Genomic DNA, 16,066 nt, shown 5'->3' with positions numbered 1-16,066 from the left:
CCCGTGCCGATGACGTGCCGATCCCGTGACAGCTCTGTCCCGGTCAGGGGCGGATGTAAGAACGCCTTTATCCACATGGCAGACTCCTCACCGGCCATACCTGCGGACCGTGCCGTCCTGGGCCGTATGGCGTTCATCCACAGGGGGAACTGAACTCATGTCACACATATCCCGGACGACTCGTGCTGCGCTGGGCGCCTCCGTGGTCGCGCTGACGATGGTGGTCGCGACGGCGTGCGGGCCGGACAACAGCGACACGACCGGGGCCGAGACCGCGGCGCCCACCACCGCGGCCACCAGCACCGACAAGCCGGGCGCGGCACCGATCAAGCTGCCCAGCCTCGACGAGCTGAAGAAGTGGAAGTACGAGGACTGGGAGAAGTTCGCCCAGCAGAACGTGATCACTCCGGCGGTGAAGGGCTTCTGGGACCTCCAGAAGATCCTCCAGGCCAAGCCGTACAAGCCCGGCCAGCCCACGGCGCAGCCGACCACCCAGCCGACGGCACAGCCCACCGCCCAGCCGACCTCCCAGGCACCGGCCCAGCCGACCTCCCAGGCACCGTCGGACGGCGGCAACGACCCGCTGCCGAAGCTGGTCGAGGAGAAGCCCGTCCCGCACCCGTTCGCCAAGAACTTCCACGTCAACGGCAAGCTGTTCTTCCAGGACGGCAACCAGGACTACGTCTGCTCCGGCACGGTCGTCTCCGACCCGGCCAACCCCGGCAAGAGCAACCTGGTCTGGACCGCCAGCCACTGCCTGCACGGCGGCAAGGGCGGCAAGTCGCACACCAACATCACCTTCGCCCCGGCGTTCAACAGCACCGGCGTGGTGAGCGGCGGCAAGCAGGCCTCGCTCACGCAGGCCGAGCCGTACGGCGAGTGGGGCGCGGTCGCCGGCATCGTCTCCCCGACCTGGTCGAGCGAGGCCGACCCGGAGTACGGCGGCCCGTGGAGCCAGTACGACTTCGGCATCATCAAGGTGGCCAACCCGGACGGCAGCGGCAAGTCGCTGGAGGAGGTCGTCGGCGGTTCGGTGCCGGTCTGGTTCAACGCCCCGCGCGACCAGATCACCGCGGTCAGCAGCTACGGCTACCCCGCCGGCAAGCCCTTCGACGGCATGGAGCTGGAGCACTGCGACAGCGGCAAGCCGGTGCGCCACACCATCGACGCGAGCCGTCCGGCGATGCTGACCATCGGCTGCAACGGCACCGGCGGCGACAGCGGCGGCGGCTGGTTCACCACCAAGGACGGCAAGCAGGTCCTGGTGTCGGACACCTCCATCGGCGGCAACGACAACACCTGGGAGGCCGGCCCGTACCTGGACGACGTCGCCCAGCACGCGCTGGAGTACATCTCCAAGAAGAAGTGACCTCGGGCACGTCCTGAGCACCCGGGGCCCGCGGCCTTCCCGCCGCGGGCCCCGGCGCGTTCCCCGGTCCCCTCCCGGGCGCCGCGGGCCGGCTCCTGGCCGGTCCCCGGCTCTTCTAGAATCGGGGGCATCATGAGCGCCACACTCGTAGTCAAGGACCTCAGCGCCGGTCACGGCGACCGCACCCTCTTCTCCGGCCTGGACCTGGTCGTCGCCCCCGGGGACGTGATCGGGCTGGTCGGGGTGAACGGCGCCGGCAAGTCGACGCTGCTGCGGCTGCTGGCCGGGCTGGACACCCCCGAGGGCGGGTCGCTGCGGCTCAGCCCGGCGTCCGCCAACGTCGGCCACCTGCCGCAGGAGCCGGAGCGGCGGGAGGGCGAGTCGGTCCGCGACTTCCTGGCCCGGCGCACGGGTGTGGCGGCGGCGCAGGCCGCGCTGGACGCGGCCACCGAGGGCCTGGTCGAGAGCCGCCCGGGTGCCGACGACGACTACGCGACCAGCCTGGACCGCTGGCTGGACCTCGGCGGCGCCGACCTGGAGGAGCGCGCCGAGGAGGTCGCCGACTCGCTCGGGCTGAAGGTCTCGCTGGACCTGCCGATGACCGCGCTCTCCGGCGGCCAGGCCGCGCGGGCCGGCCTCGCCTCGCTGCTGCTCTCCCGCTACGACGTCTTCCTGCTCGACGAGCCCACCAACGACCTCGACCTGGACGGCCTGGAGCGGCTGGAGTCCTTCGTCAAGGGCCTGCGCGCCGGCACCGTGCTGATCAGCCACGACCGCGAGTTCCTGGCCCGCACCGTCACCAAGGTGCTGGAGCTGGACCTCGCCCAGCAGCAGGTCAACCTGTACGGCGGCGGCTACGAGGCGTACCTGGAGGAGCGCGCGACGGCCCGCCGGCACGCCCGCGAGGAGTACGAGGAGTACGCCGACACCAAGGCCGGCCTGGAGGCCCGGGCCCGGATGCAGCGCGGCTGGATGGAGCACGGGGTGCGCAACGCACGCCGCAAGTCCTCCGACAACGACAAGATCGGCCGGGCGATGCGGTCCGAGTCCACCGAGAAGCAGGCCTCCAAGGCCCGGCAGACCCAGCGGATGATCGAGCGGCTGGACGTGGTCGATGAGCCGCGCAAGGAGTGGGAGCTGCGGATGGAGATCGCCACCGCGCCGCGCTCCGGCTCGGTTGTCGCCACCCTGCGCGGGGCGACCGCCCGCCGCGGCGACTTCACCCTCGGCCCGGTGGACCTCCAGATCGACTGGGCCGACCGGGTCGCCATCACCGGCGCCAACGGCGCGGGCAAGTCCACCCTGCTGGCCGCGCTGCTCGGCCGGCTCGAACTCGACGGCGGCAGCGCCGTGCTGGGCTCCGGCGTGGTGGTCGGCGAGGTGGACCAGGCGCGCGGGCTGTTCCTCGGCGGGGAGCCGCTGGCGGAGGCGTTCGCCGCCGCCGTACCGGAGTTGACTCCGGAGGAGGTGCGCACGCTGCTGGCCAAGTTCGGCCTGAAGGCGGTGCACGTGCTGCGCGCGGCGGACACCCTCTCCCCCGGCGAGCGCACCCGGGCGGCGCTGGCGCTGCTCCAGGCGCGCGGGGTGAACCTGCTGGTCCTGGACGAGCCCACCAACCACCTGGACCTGCCGGCCATCGAGCAGTTGGAGGCCGCGCTGGCCTCGTACACCGGCACGCTGCTGCTGGTCACGCACGACCGGCGGATGCTGGACACGGTCTCGGTGAACCGGCGGATCGAGGTCGGGGGCGGGCGCGTCCACGAGAGCTGACCGCCCGCCGATTGGTCTCGACCTCTTCCCGGCTGGTCCGTCATGTGCTGTGCTGTCGGCCATGGTTGAGAGCCAGATGGTTGACAGCACGGCGGACGGCCCCTCCTACCCGAGCGTCCCGCTCCGCCCGATGACGGTGCCCGCCCACGAGGCCGAGGCACGCAGCAGGTCCTTCCACGACGTGATGGCGCTGCGCCGGACCGTCCGCGACTACTCGACCCGCCCGATCCCGGACGGCGTGGTCGAGTGGGCGGTCCGCACCGCGAACACCGCGCCCAGCGGCGCGCACGTCCAGCCGTGGCGGTTCGTGGTGATCACCGACCCGGAGCGCAAGCGGCGGCTGCGCGCGGCCGCCGAGGCGGAGGAGCGCGAGTTCTACGCGCACCGGGCCTCCGAGGAGTGGCTGGCCGCGTTGGCGCCGATCGGCACCGACTGGCAGAAGCCGTTCCTGGAGGACGCGCCCGCCGTGATCGTGGTGTTCGAGGTGCACAAGGGCCCGCGGTCGCCGCGCCCGTACTACACCAAGGAGTCGGTCGGCATCGCGGTCGGCCTGCTGCTCGCCACCCTGCACCAGGCCGGGCTGGCCACGCTCACCCACACCCCGAGCCCGATGAGGTTCCTCAACGAGGTGTGCGAACGGCCGGCCGAGGAACGGGCCGCCTACGTCATCCCGGTGGGCTACCCGGCGGACGGCGCGCGCGTCCCCGACCTGCGGCGCAAGGAGCTCGACGACGTCCTGGTGCGCCTCTGACACGCCCCCGGGCGGCGCCCCGCACCCGCGCCCTCCTGGTGGTGGCAGGTCTGGACCACGGCCATAATCGCGGTCATGAGCCCTGTCATGTCACGGTCCCCTGAGGTCTCCCCCGGCCGGCCGCCGGAGCTGCTGCGGCTGGCGGGCGGGGTCTCGCTGCACCGCCGCTCGACCGGCCACACGGCTGCGCTCAACGCCGCCGTCCGGGCCAACCTGGACCACCTGCGGCCCTGGTTGGAGTGGGCCGCGGAGGCGCCCAGCCGCGCGCAGACCGCCGAGGTGACCAGAGCCGGTGCCGCCGCCTGGGACGCCGGCACCGACTTCATCTACCTGATCGGCCTGGACGCCCGGCCGGGCAGCGTGATCGGCTCGTTCGGCCTGCACGGCCGGATCGGCCCGGGCGCGCTGGAGATCGGCTACTGGGTGGGCACGGAGCACGTCGGCCGGGGCATCGCTACGACGGCCGCCGCGGCGCTCACCGGGGCCGCGCTCGCCCTGCCCGGCATCGGGCGGGTGGAGATCCGCTGCGACCAGGCCAACACCGCCAGCGCCGCCGTGCCGCGCAAGCTCGGCTACCGGCTCGACCGGATCGCCGACACGGCGGTGCGGGCACCCGGCGAGACGGGGCGGCAGCTGATCTGGGTCAAGGAGCGCTGAGCGGGGAGCCGGGGGCCGGCCGGCCCCCGGCCACCGGGGTCGCTCAGTAGCGGCTGCCGGTCGGCGTCGGCAGCGCGTCCAGCTCGGCGAGGTCCGCCGCCGGGAGCACCACGTCGGCCGCGCCCGCGTTGTCCACCAGGTACTTGGGCGTCTTGGTGCCCGGGATCGGCAGGACGTACCGGCCCTGCGCCAGCACCCAGGCCAGCGCCACCTGCGCCGGCGTCACACCGACCCGCGCGGCGACCTCCTTCACCTTCTCCACCAGCGCGAGGTTGGCCGCCAGCGCGTCCTGCTGGAACCGCGGCAGCGAGCGGCGGAAGTCGCCGGCCTGCAACTGGTCGGCGGAGGAGATGTTGCCGGTCAGGAAGCCCCGGCCGAGCGGCGAGAACGGCAGGAAGGCGATGCCCTCCGCCTCGGTGTACGGCACCACCTCGGCCAGCGCGTCCCGGGTCCAGAGCGACAGCTCGGACTGGACCGACGCCACCGGGTGCACCGCCTGCGCCCGCTTGATCTGCTCGACGCTCACCTCGGAGAGCCCGATCCGGCGCGCCTTGCCGGCCGCGACGGTCTCGGCGAGCGCGCCCCAGGTCTCCTCGATCGGCACCTCCGGGTCCACCCGGTGCAGCTGGTAGAGGTCGACGTGGTCGGTGCCGAGGCGGCGCAGGCTCTCGTCGATCGAGCGCCGCACGTGCTCCGGACGCCCGTTGTTCCCCGCCATCCTGCCACCGGTGCCCGACACCAGGCCGACCTTGGTGGCCAGCACCGCACGCTCCCGGTACGAGCCGGCCAGGGCGGCGCCGACCACCTCCTCATTGGTGTACGGGCCGTAGTAGTCGGCGGTGTCGATCAGGGTGACGCCGAGGTCGAGCGCCTCCCGGATCACCCGGACCGACGTCTCGTCGTCACGGTTCTGCAGGTCGTAGGCCCAGGTCATCCCCATGCAGCCGAGGCCGACCACGCCGACCTCGGGACCCTGCTGACCAAGCGTGGAGGTGCGCATCTTCCGGTGCTCCTTCGTGTGTTGCGGATCAACGGCTTCAGCCTCTCCCTTCGAGTGCACTCGAGGTCAAGCCCCTCCTCCGAGCACCCACTCCCGCCAACCGCCCGCCAGCACGAGGCCGGCGAGCCGCCGGTAGCCGCCCGCCCCCGGATGGGCGCCGTCGCCGGCGAGGGCCTCGGCCGTCCAGACCGGATCGGCGGCGAGCGCGGCCGTCACGTCGACGAAGGGCACACCGCGCGCGGCGCAGAGCGCGGCCAGCGCGCCGACGAGCGCCAGCAGCCGGTCCAGGTGTTCCGCGCCCGCGTCGGCCACCGGCGGCGGGCCGACCACCAGGACGCCGAGGCCGCGCTCACGGGCACCGTCCAGCAGGGCGGCGAGGTGGGCCACGCAGCGCTCCGGCGCCACCCGTGGGCGACCCGCCTCCCGCACGGTGTCGTTGCTGCCGACCGAGAGGACGAGCCGGCTGTCCGCCCCGGGCACCGTCCGCGCGGCCACCTCCGGCCAGATCCGCGCCAGCACGTCCGCCGAGGTGTTCCTGCGGACGCCCAGGTTGAACGCCGTCACGTCCCCTCCGGTCGCCTGGAGCACCCGGCCGACCCAGCCGCGGTACTCCGGGTCGCCGACGCCCTGGGTGAAGGAGTCCCCGAGGAAGCAGATGCGCAGATTCCTGATCATCGCGCCACCCTAGGGAGCTGTGCTCGGCGTGCGGGCGGCTTTCCGACAGACGGACACCGGCGCCGGAACTCCCTTGCGGCCATCAGAGGTCGCCGTTGTCCGTCCAGGTGTACCAGGCGCCGGAGCGGGATGATCTTCCTCTGCCCCGCCCGGCACGGGGCCGCCCCCGGCCTCCCTTAAACCGCGCGTAAGCCTTTCCCCGGCGGACCTTTGATGCCCCGGAAGTTCTTGACGTGCACAGCTGGTCTAGTCCACGTTGGTGCCCAGCACCGCGCACCTCCCCCGCACCGGACACCACCCCACCGCCCACGGTCGCCCGCCCGCGCTCCCCACCGCGGCGGGCGGCGGCCGGGCGCCGTCCCGAGAGGCACCCCCATGCCACGCGCGCCCCACGACATCTCCGCACCCGGCACCACGGCCCGGCACCGCCGGCCCGCCGGCCGGGCCGCACTGCTCGGCCTCGCAGCCGCCACCGCACTGGCCGCCGGCGGGCTCGCCACCCTGGCCGGAAACGCCGGCGCGGCCGACGGCAACCTGCTCGCCAACGCCGGCTTCGAGAGCGGCGCGACCGCCCCCTGGAGCTGTTCCGGCGGCACCGGAAGCATCGCCAACTCCGGTGCACACACCGGCTCCTACGCCCTCAAGGGGGCCGCGAGCGGCAGCGACACCGCCCAGTGCGGCCAGACCGTCACCGTGCAGCCCAACACCAAGTACACCCTGAGCGCCTGGGTCCGGGGTCAGTACGTCTACCTCGGCGCCACCGGCAGCGGGGTCACCGACCCGGCCGTCTGGACGCCCGGCGGCGCCGCCTGGCAGCAGCTCTCCACCACCTTCACCACCGGCCCGGCCACCACCAGCGTCACCGTCTACCTGCACGGCTGGTACGGGCAGGGCGCCTACCTGGCCGACGACGTCGCGCTCACCGGCCCCGGCGGCAACCCGTCCACCCCGCCGCCGACCTCGGCCACGCCGACGGTGACGCCCACGCCCACCGGCACGGCGACACCCACCACGCCGCCGCCGATCGTCGCCGTCCCGGTGGCCCCCTACATCGACATGGGTGCCTGGCCCACCCCGTCCCTGCCCGCGATGGCCAAGGCCGGCAACCTGAAGTCCTTCACCATGGGCTTCGTCACCGGCGTCGGCTGCAAGGCCAGCTGGTTCAACGCCTACGACCCGCGCACCGGCTGGGCCAAGGACCAGGTGGACGCGCTGCGGGCGGCCGGCGGCGACGTCAAGGTCTCCTTCGGCGGCGCCAGCGGCACCGAACTCGCCGCCGCCTGCACCACGGTGGACTCGCTGTTCGCCGAGTACGACGCCGTGGTGAAGGCGTACAACCTGCGCTACGTCGACTTCGACATCGAGGGCGCCGCGATCGCCGACACCGCCGCCAACGACCGCCGCTCGGCCGCGCTCGCCAAGCTGCAGAAGGCCAACCCCGGCCTGAAGGTGTCCTTCACCCTGCCGGTGCTGCCCGAGGGCCTGACCACCGAGGGCGTCGCGATCGTGAAGTCCGCCCGGGACGCGGGCGTGGCCGTCGACCTGGTGAACATCATGGCGATGGACTACTACCGCGCCGGCTCCGACTACGGCGACGCCGCCGTCCAGGCCGCGCAGGCGCTGTACGGCCAGCTGAAGGCGCTCTACCCCGCGAGGAGCGACGCGCAGCTGTGGGCCATGGTCGGGGTCACGCCGATGATCGGCGAGAACGACGACCACCAGATCTACAACCAGGCGGACGCCCAGCAGCTGGTGGCCTTCGCCAGGCAGCACCACCTCGGCGAGCTGGCCTTCTGGGACGCCACCCGGGACGCCAACGCCTGCACCGGCGCACTGTTCAAGTGCACCAACATCCCGCAGCAGCCGTACGAGTTCGCGAAGATCTTCGCCCAGTACGGCGGCTGAGCCGGGTGCCGGCGGCTCCCCGCCCGGAGGCGTCAGGGAGCCGCCAGCACCACCCGCGAGCGGTCGGCCGCGATCCGCACCGCGAAGCCCGCCAGCGCGGTACCCATCAGGTAGCGGTGCACCCGCTGCCAGAGCGGGCGCCGGGCGAAGAACGAGGACACCGAACCGGCCGTCAGCACGAACACCGCATTCCCGGCCACCCCGACCGCGATCTGCGTCAGACCCAACAAGAGGCTCTGGACGGCGACATGGCCGCGCTCCGGCTGGACGAACTGCGGCAGCAACGAGACGTACAGAATCGCGATCTTGGGATTCAGCAGACAGGTCAGCAGACCCATGCCGAACAGCCGCCCCGGCCCGTCCGCCGCCAGCTCCTTCGGCGCGAACGCCGAACTGCCACCCGGACGGACCGCCTTCCAGGCCAGCCACAGCAGGTAACCCGCACCGGCGAACTTGACCGCCAGATAGATCTCCGGCACCAACGCGAACACCGTCGCGATACCAGCGGTCGCCGCGACCAGATAAGTCAGGAAGCCGACGAACACACCCGCCAACGAGATCAGCCCGGCCCGACGACCCTGAGCAACCGAACGGGACACCAGATAGATCATGTTGGGCCCGGGGGTCAGCACCATCCCAGTGGACACCACCGCAATGCCGGCTATCGCGCTGAGACTCACCATCGTGATCTCCCCGTTCCCTGTCGTACTCGCGGCGCGTCCTGCCCCGGCCGAGGCCCTCATCCTACGAATAATGTGATCTCACTTCTCTGGCGCAGCCGGTACAGTCCCTCCCACTGCCCGGGCGTAGCGCAGAGGCAGGCGCGCCGCTTTCTCATGGCGGAGACGTCGGTTCGAATCCGGCCTCCCGGGCAGGCCTCGGCCCCGGAGTACTGAGTCAGGCGCACCACTCCGCCCTGCCGGGCACGCCGGTTGGAACCCGGTCGGGACCACCGGGGCTCTGCAGCACAGCGCACGAGGGGGACGGACATGGCGGTCCGAAGCGACGGGCACACCACAGTCGACGAGTGCGCCACGGCCGACGAGGCCACCGCAGCCGACGGGCGCCGGGCCACCGACGAGTACACGACGGCCGACGAGGTCACCACGGAAGAACTGGCCGCCTTCAGCCGCACCCTCGGACGCCTGCGTGCCCTCCCCGCCGGCAACCGGATCCGGCTGCACGCCGAGCGGCAGCTCGAATCCTTCGTCCGCGAGAGCCGCAAGCGCCGCCGCCAGAGCGTCAAGGACGAGGCCCGCCGGGCCGACGCCGACCTGCTCGCCGCCACCGCCACCGGGGCCCGCGACCGGCGCGAGGACGCGCCGCTGGCCGGGGCCGCGGCCACGGCCCCGCTCGGCGAACTCCGGCTCGGCCGACGGTGCTACGTCTGCAAGCAGCGCTACCGCCGGGTGGACGCCTTCTACCACCTGCTCTGCCCCGCCTGCGCCGCCGACAACACCGCCCGCCGCGCCCTCGCCACCGACCTGCGCGGCCGCCGCGCGCTGCTCACCGGCGGCCGGGTGAAGATCGGTTTCGAGCTCGCCCTGATGATGCTGCGCGACGGCGCCGAGCTGATCGTCACCAGCCGCTTCCCGCACGACACCGTCCGCCGGTTCCGCGCCGCGCCGGGCTCCGCCGACTGGTGGAGCCGCCTCACCGTCGTCGGCATCGACCTGCGCGACCCCCGCCAGGTACTCGGCCTCGCCGGACAACTGCTCGCCGACGGCCGCCCGTTGGACATCCTGGTGAACAACGCCGCCCAGACCCTGCGCCGCCCGCCCGAGTCCTACGCGCTGCTGGCCGCCGGTGAGCGGGCCGCGCTGCCCGCCGGCTCCGTCACCGCGGTGACGCACGCGCCCGGCTTCCGGCCGATGCCGGCGCTCTCCCCGGCCTGGCCCGCAGCCGAACTCGACGTCGGCCCCTCGGCGTTGACGGCCGACGTGCTGCCCGAGCTGGCCGACGAGGCCGGCCTGCTGCCCGACCTCGCGCCCGCCAACTCCTGGTCCGCCCGGCTCGGCAGCCTCGACCCGGGGGAGGTGCTGGAGACCCAGCTGGTCAACGCCCTCGCCCCCGCGCTGCTCTGCGACCGCCTGCTCCCGTTGCTGCTCGCCTCCCCGTACCCGCGCCGCTACATCGTCAACGTCAGCGCGGTGGAGGGCCGGTTCGCCGTCCGCAACAAGACCGCCGGGCACCCGCACACCAACATGGCCAAGGCCGCCCTCAACATGCTCACCCGCACCAGCGCCGAGGAACTCGCCGCCCAGGGCGTCCACATGTGCGCCGTCGACACCGGCTGGATCACCGACGAGAACCCGGCCCCCAAGAAGGCCCGGATCGCCGCCGAAGGCTTCCGCACCCCGCTCGACATCGTCGACGGCGCCGCCCGCGTCTATGACCCGATCGTCCGCGGCGAGGCCGGCGCACCGGTGTCGGGCGTCTTCCTCAAGGACTACCGCGAGGCCGCGTGGTGACCTCCGCCCACGTCGCCGGGATCCTCGGGCCGTTGCCGCGGTGCGCAGCGTGCACCGCCGGGGGCGGGACGCTCAACCGCGGCGCCGGACCGGTCGCCTCCGGCGGCGGCGCAACCTGAGCAGGGTGCGGGCGACCAGGTAGAGGTAGCCGAGGACGGCGAGGCCTGCGACGGCGGCCAGGACGAACATCATGACCGGCCGCTTCGCGTCGTGCTCGTCCGTCTGACCGTTCTCCGGGTCGACCCAGAGGCGGACGTGGTCGCCGTCCCGGTGCGGCTCGATGGTGCTCCGGGTCTCCTGGTACGGCCGGCCGTCGAGGGTCCAGCTGTAGAGGCAGCTGAAGGAGCCGGTGTCAGGGCCGTCCCCGCTCCGGTGGATCCGGTCGCACGTGCTCAGGGTGGCCGTCACCGGCCGGGTGGTGCGGTCCTGGATGCCGCTCCGGCGCAGACCCGCGTGGACGCTGCCGACGCAGATCACGACGCCGAGCAGTGCGAGGTAGGCCGTCCCGTAGAGCCAGCCGGGGCCGCTCCACCGCGTCTTCGGATGACCGAGCACCGAGACGGTGAAGAAGATCCCGCAGAGGATCCACCCGTCCCGGGAGAGCGGGCTGGCGCCGTCGGCGGTCGGCCAGACGCCGACAGCCAGGCAGACCGCGGTCCCCGTCAGTCCGAGCACACCCGCTCCGACCCGGATCCTGCCCACCGTTCTGCGGTCCATCGCACTCTCCTCGGTCGGCCCCGGCCTCGGCATTCATCCGGACGAGTGCCCGCGGGGTGCCGGTTCCACCGTCCGCACCCCTGGGCAAAGCGGGCCGGCATCCCGACAATGAGCATGCCACTCACTCTCCCGTCCCGTCCCCACACACCCAACGGGGGTACCACGCCATGTCCTTGAGCACCCGTACACCGATGAGCAGGCGCACCTTCGGCCGCACCGCCCTGCTGGGCGCCCTCGCCTCCGCCGGGCTGGGGGCGGGCATGCCGCGGGCCTCCGCGGCCACCGTCCCGGGCGGGGCGGACTGGCTGGGCGCCGTCGACCCGCAGGCCTCCCTCGCGCGGCTCACCCTCCCCGGCACCCATGACACCTGCTCGCTCTACGGCGGCGCCCTGACGCAGACTCAAACACTTTCGGCACCGGACCAGTTCGCGGCAGGCATCCGCTTCCTCGACATCCGCTGCCGGTTCATCGACGGCGTGTTCGCGATCCACCACGGCCCGGTCTTCCAGCAGAGCTTCTTCGGCGACATACTCAACCAGTGCCAGGCCTTCCTCGCCGCGCACCCCGGCGAGACCCTGGTGATGCGGGTCAAGCAGGAGTACTCCACCGTCTCCGACGCCGAGTTCGGCGCCCTCTTCGCCGACTACCAGCGGCGGTGGCCGGGCCTGTTCTGGGCCGAGGACCGGATCCCGCGCCTGGGCGAGGTCCGCGGCCGGGTCGTCCTGATCGCCGACAACTCCGGCCTGCCCGGCCTGCGATGGGGCGGCCCGCGCACCGACATCGAGGACGACTACGACATCGGCACCATCTTCGACCTCAACTCCCGCAAGTGGCCCGAGGTCTCCACCCACCTCGACGCCGCCCGGGCCGCCACCGACCCGCATCGGCTCTTCCTCACCTTCACCTCCAGCTCCGGCTGGGGCCTCTGGCCGCGCCAGGCCGCCGACGCGATCAACCCCAGACTGCGCGGCTACCTCGGCGGCCTCGACCGTTCCGCCCGGCCGGTGCTGGGCACCGTCCCGATGGACTTCGTCACCGCCGAACTGGTGCGCTCGCTGTACGCGTTGAACTTCGGCGCCTGACCCGGCAGGCCCCGCCCGGCCGCATGAGAGCATCGCCTGATGCGCAGACTGACGGTGCTGGGAACGTGCGGGGCCTGGCCGGAGGCCGGGCGAGGTGCCAGCGGCTTCCTGCTGGAGTACGACGGGTTCCGCCTCGTGCTGGACCTCGGCTACGCGACGCTCCCCCGACTGCTGGAGCACGCCCCCGCCGGGGACGTCGGCGCGGTGGTCGTCACCCACGAACACCCCGACCACTGCGCCGACCTCAGCGCCCTCTGCCGCGCCCGTTACTTCGCCCAGCCGCGCTGGCCCCGCCTGCCGCTGTACTGCCCGCCGGGGGTCGTCCGGCGGGTCCAGGCGATGGAGCCGACCGAGGACCTCCGCGAGGTCTTCGACGTGCACGACCTCCCGGGGAGCCACCGGGTGGGCCCGTTCGGCCTCGACGCCGCCCTGCTGCCGCACCATGTCCCGCACGCCGGCGTCCGCCTGGCCGCCCCCGGCCTGACCCTCGCCTACAGCGGCGACGCCGGTGCGGGCGAGGCCCTCGCCCGGCTGGCGGCCGGCGCCGACCTGTTCATCGCCGGGGCCACGCTGCAGGGCACCGCACCCGAGGGCGACGACCCCCACCTGATGAGCGCCGCGACGGCCGGCGCCTGGGCGGCCCGCGCGCGGGCCGAACGCCTGCTGCTCACGCACTTCTGGCCGGGCAGCGACCGCGACCGCTCGGTCGCCGAGGCCCGGAGCACCTTCGCCGGTGAGGTCCTCGCGGCCGACGAGGGGCTGGTGGTCAGGCTCTAGGCGGACGCGGACGGCGACGCGGACGGCCAGCCGGCCGGTCGGCTCGCTACGTGCACCAGAACAGGAACGGCGTGCAGCTGGGCGTCGGCTTCGGGGTGGTGGTGGCCGAGGGGCGCGGGGCGGTCGCCGAGGGCTGCGGGGTGGTGGACGGGGCGGTGCTCGGCGCCGGTGGGACCGGCGGGGCCGGCTGGACCGGGTCGGGGGCACGGGTGGCCGTCGGCGCCGCCGAAGCGCTGCTCCTGGCGGAGGCGGAGGCAGATGCGGTGGGGCTCGGGCCGGTGCGCTGGGCGATCGGCGCGGCCGGAGCCTTGGTCACGCTCGGCGCGGCGGTGGGGGTGGCGGTGGCCGGGGCGGAGGCGCTCTGCGACTGCGCCGTGTCCGGCCCGCCCGCGCCGGGCGAGGGCGGGGCACCCTCCGTGCCGCTGGCGGCCAGCGCCGCCGCGCCGAGGCCCGCGACGGCCAGGCCGACGACCGAGAGCACCAGGACGCCGGGCCGCCTCCCGGACCGGCGGGCACCGCGCCGGGAGGCGGCCGGCCCGGTGGCACGGCCGCCCTGCGGGGGCGACGCCCCGGCGGGGAGGGGGCCGGGTACGGCGGCCTCCGGTGGCGTCTCCCGGTTCTCCGCGGGGGCCCCGCAACCGGGGCAGGCCAGGGCGCCGTTCAGGTGGCGGCGGCAGGGTGCGCAGTAGTCCATGTGATCTTCCCGTGCTGCCGGGGCGGCCGGCACACACCGGCCATCGTCGGCCGGCTCCACGCACGTCGTCGTGCGCATGCGGAGCCTAGGCAGCCCGACTGTGAGGGTTCCAGACGCGGCTGTGATGCTTTTGCGAAGGTTGCGTCGCCCTCGCCGTGCCCGCGGTGGACCACGCCGCAGCCGGCACGTCCTTGTGTGGCTCCACGGACACGTCCGGCCCGCGGCGGGCCCACGGGCGCGCCGCCTACCTCAGGTACGGCTCGAAGCGGCGCAACGACAGCTCCTCGTACAGCTGCCCGCCCACCGAGCCCACGGTCCCCAGCGCAACTCCGGCGATGACCAGCACGCTCACGCCGCTGAACGCGTACGCGTCCGCCGCCCCGACCCCCGCGAGCGCGACCGCCGGAACCAGTGCCACCACACCCGCCGTCAGCACCTCCCAGATCCCGACCCGCGAGCGCACGTACCCCAGGTAGTCCGCCGTCTGGGCGCCCGGGCGGACACCGGGGACGAAGCCGCCCTCGCGTACCAGCCTGTCGGTGATCTCCGGGGTGTTCAGCGCATTCCTCGCGACCACCGCCGCACCGGCGACCGCCACCGTGAACAGCGCCGCCAGGTACCCCGGACCGCTCTGCCGCAGCTGCGGCAGGAACGGCAGCGCCAACAGCAGGCCCGCCGTCGCCACGGGCTTGAACCCCGCATGGCTGAGCAGGACCGGGATGTACGCGCGGCTCGCGCCGTGCGACCGTCGGCCGATCATGCGTTTCGCGTACTGCACGGGGATGTGCCGCTCCGCCTTCCGCGCCGTGACGACCACCGCAAGCACCACCACGAGCGACAGCAGCACCATGCCCGCCACCACCGCGAAGGCCGCCACCCCCTCGCGCTCCCGCACCGCCCACAGCTGGCCCGGGAAGACGGCCACCACCTGGGCGAACAGGAGGACCGAGACGCCCTCCCCCACGCCCCACCGGGTCATCGCCCCGGTGAACCGGACGAGCAGTGCCGTCCCCGCCGTCACGCAGGCCGCCATCGCGACCACCACGGGCGCCGCCCGCTCGCCGCCCGCCCACAGGGCCACCGCCACGCCCTGGACGGCGCCCAGCACGACGGCCACCCGGTGCGAGAGCCGGATCAGGCCCCGGCGCCCGCCCGCGTCCTCCGGACGAAGCGCGGCGAGGCGGGGCACCAGCAGTGTCAGGGCCGGGGCGACGATCCGTGCCACGAAGATCGGCAGTACGCCCAGCGGGAGCACCGAGACCGGCGACAGACCGCCGCCGCCGACCAGATCGAGCAGCCCGCGGAAGTGCGCGTTCCCGACGGTTCTCCCCGGGGAGGCGCCCGGCAGCGGCAGGCTCTGGGCCATCCGGTAGACGACCACCGCGCCGAGCGTGAACAGCATCCTCTTCCGTAGTTCGGGAACGCGGAAGGCCTGACCGAACGTGCCCAACGTCCCCACCCCCTCTCCCCTGGCAGATCTGCGTTTCCCGTCGTGGTGCCACCCGAAGCAGTGCAGCGGGTCGGTGCGTCGAGTCAGTGCGTCGAGTCAGTGCGTCGAGTCAGCGGGTCGGTGCAGCGGGTCGGTGCGTCAGGCCCGGCCCTCCCGCAGCGAACGGGCGCCCGCGCGGGCCAACGGACCGGCGAGCAGGCCGAACGCCGCGCCGAGGGCGAGGCCGAGCAGGTTGTCGCAGACGTCCTGCAGGTCGCAGGCCCGCCCGAGCGCGGGCACCGCGTACTGGACGGACTCGACCGCGAACGGCAGCGCCGCCGCGCCCACCAGGACGGCCACCACCCGGGGCTTCGTCCCGGCGAGGGCGGCCGCGAATCCGATCGGCAGGAACACCATGATGTCCAGGTCGGCCTGGCGGGACGAGAGCCACTCGCCGGGCGGGCGCAGCCGTACGCCGTCGAGGGTGCAGTGCCGGACGGCGAAGCGGGAGTACTCCCAGAACGGGCCCTGTGTGTCGGGGAGCAGCGAGAGCGTCACCAGCCCGCCCAGTGCGAGCAGCAGCACGAACGCCACCGCCCAGTGCGCCCGCAGCAGCCGCCCCACCGGCCGGTTGAGCAGCGCGGCCGGCACCAGCGAGCAGAGCAGCCCGGGCCAGAACATCGGCATCGTGCCGAGGACAGCTTTGATCACGCCAGAACGGACGCCGTCGAACGCCCGCCCGGTTCTCCGTCCGCCATGAAAGAGGACG

The 16,066-nt window shown here is 73.6% G+C and carries 15 protein-coding genes and 1 tRNA gene; 9 read left to right on the top strand and 7 right to left on the bottom strand.

Annotation, left to right across the window (positions count from 1 at the left end):
• Window positions 1–157 precede the first annotated feature (157 nt).
• The 4 genes from ACZ3YO_RS02560 (at window position 158) to ACZ3YO_RS02545 (ending at window position 4,547) form a co-directional block, all read left to right on the top strand.
• Window positions 158–1,369 carry a hypothetical protein gene (locus tag ACZ3YO_RS02560; protein WP_396319156.1) on the top strand — a complete coding sequence of 404 codons (1,212 nt, stop codon included), beginning with the start codon at window positions 158–160 and terminating at the stop codon, window positions 1,367–1,369.
• A 132-nt stretch (window positions 1,370–1,501) separates the two neighbouring features.
• Window positions 1,502–3,139, top strand: a complete 1,638-nt coding sequence (locus ACZ3YO_RS02555; protein WP_396319157.1) for an ABC-F family ATP-binding cassette domain-containing protein — start codon at window positions 1,502–1,504, stop codon at window positions 3,137–3,139.
• A gap of 76 nt (window positions 3,140–3,215) precedes the next feature.
• Window positions 3,216–3,890: a nitroreductase family protein gene (locus tag ACZ3YO_RS02550; protein ID WP_465563796.1), complete on the top strand. Its 675-nt coding sequence runs from the start codon at window positions 3,216–3,218 to the stop codon at window positions 3,888–3,890.
• 87 nt (window positions 3,891–3,977) lie between these two features.
• Window positions 3,978–4,547 carry a GNAT family N-acetyltransferase gene (locus tag ACZ3YO_RS02545; protein ID WP_465563794.1) on the top strand — a complete coding sequence of 190 codons (570 nt, stop codon included), beginning with the start codon at window positions 3,978–3,980 and terminating at the stop codon, window positions 4,545–4,547.
• Window positions 4,548–4,590: 43 nt separating this feature from the next.
• On the opposite strand, the gene ACZ3YO_RS02540 is transcribed toward ACZ3YO_RS02545, so the two are convergent.
• Window positions 4,591–5,547 carry an aldo/keto reductase gene (locus tag ACZ3YO_RS02540; protein ID WP_465563791.1) on the bottom strand — a complete coding sequence of 319 codons (957 nt, stop codon included), beginning with the start codon at window positions 5,545–5,547 and terminating at the stop codon, window positions 4,591–4,593.
• A 66-nt stretch (window positions 5,548–5,613) separates the two neighbouring features.
• A complete protein-coding gene (locus tag ACZ3YO_RS02535; RefSeq protein ID WP_465563788.1) occupies window positions 5,614–6,222 on the bottom strand; it encodes a GDSL-type esterase/lipase family protein in 609 nt (202 codons plus the stop codon).
• A gap of 375 nt (window positions 6,223–6,597) precedes the next feature.
• Between ACZ3YO_RS02535 and ACZ3YO_RS02530 the strand changes: the two genes are divergently transcribed.
• Window positions 6,598–8,127, top strand: a complete 1,530-nt coding sequence (locus tag ACZ3YO_RS02530; protein WP_465563785.1) for a carbohydrate binding domain-containing protein — start codon at window positions 6,598–6,600, stop codon at window positions 8,125–8,127.
• A gap of 32 nt (window positions 8,128–8,159) precedes the next feature.
• On the opposite strand, the gene ACZ3YO_RS02525 is transcribed toward ACZ3YO_RS02530, so the two are convergent.
• A complete protein-coding gene (locus ACZ3YO_RS02525) occupies window positions 8,160–8,810 on the bottom strand; it encodes a LysE family translocator (protein WP_465563783.1) in 651 nt (216 codons plus the stop codon).
• A gap of 115 nt (window positions 8,811–8,925) precedes the next feature.
• On the opposite strand from ACZ3YO_RS02525, the gene ACZ3YO_RS02520 reads away from it, so the two are divergent.
• Together ACZ3YO_RS02520 and ACZ3YO_RS02515 are read left to right on the top strand one after the other, a co-directional pair.
• A tRNA-Glu gene (locus ACZ3YO_RS02520) sits at window positions 8,926–9,001 on the top strand.
• A 115-nt stretch (window positions 9,002–9,116) separates the two neighbouring features.
• On the top strand, window positions 9,117–10,598 hold the full coding sequence (locus ACZ3YO_RS02515) for an SDR family oxidoreductase (RefSeq protein WP_465563782.1): 1,482 nt from the start codon (window positions 9,117–9,119) through the stop codon (window positions 10,596–10,598).
• 72 nt (window positions 10,599–10,670) lie between these two features.
• On the opposite strand, the gene ACZ3YO_RS02510 is transcribed toward ACZ3YO_RS02515, so the two are convergent.
• On the bottom strand, window positions 10,671–11,315 hold the full coding sequence (locus ACZ3YO_RS02510; RefSeq protein ID WP_465563780.1) for a hypothetical protein: 645 nt from the start codon (window positions 11,313–11,315) through the stop codon (window positions 10,671–10,673).
• A 191-nt stretch (window positions 11,316–11,506) separates the two neighbouring features.
• On the opposite strand from ACZ3YO_RS02510, the gene ACZ3YO_RS02505 reads away from it, so the two are divergent.
• Together ACZ3YO_RS02505 and ACZ3YO_RS02500 are read left to right on the top strand one after the other, a co-directional pair.
• Window positions 11,507–12,397 (top strand): phosphatidylinositol-specific phospholipase C, encoded by an 891-nt coding sequence (locus tag ACZ3YO_RS02505; protein WP_465563777.1) that lies wholly within the window; start codon window positions 11,507–11,509, stop codon window positions 12,395–12,397.
• Between the two features lie 39 nt (window positions 12,398–12,436).
• Window positions 12,437–13,174 (top strand): MBL fold metallo-hydrolase, encoded by a 738-nt coding sequence (locus ACZ3YO_RS02500; protein ID WP_465563774.1) that lies wholly within the window; start codon window positions 12,437–12,439, stop codon window positions 13,172–13,174.
• A gap of 46 nt (window positions 13,175–13,220) precedes the next feature.
• On the opposite strand, the gene ACZ3YO_RS02495 is transcribed toward ACZ3YO_RS02500, so the two are convergent.
• From ACZ3YO_RS02495 to ACZ3YO_RS02485, 3 genes are all read right to left on the bottom strand, one after another.
• Window positions 13,221–13,868: an SCO2400 family protein gene (locus ACZ3YO_RS02495; protein WP_465563771.1), complete on the bottom strand. Its 648-nt coding sequence runs from the start codon at window positions 13,866–13,868 to the stop codon at window positions 13,221–13,223.
• Window positions 13,869–14,112: 244 nt separating this feature from the next.
• Window positions 14,113–15,270, bottom strand: a complete 1,158-nt coding sequence (locus tag ACZ3YO_RS02490) for a hypothetical protein (protein WP_465563768.1) — start codon at window positions 15,268–15,270, stop codon at window positions 14,113–14,115.
• Between the two features lie 186 nt (window positions 15,271–15,456).
• A complete protein-coding gene (locus ACZ3YO_RS02485; RefSeq protein ID WP_465563765.1) occupies window positions 15,457–16,008 on the bottom strand; it encodes a VanZ family protein in 552 nt (183 codons plus the stop codon).
• Between the last annotated feature and the right edge of the window lie 58 nt (window positions 16,009–16,066).

The sequence above is a fragment of the Kitasatospora sp. NPDC022785 genome (assembly GCF_055561295.1).
The sequence above is the reverse complement of the archived record's forward strand: the minus strand, read 5'-3'. Positions and strand labels throughout refer to the sequence as shown.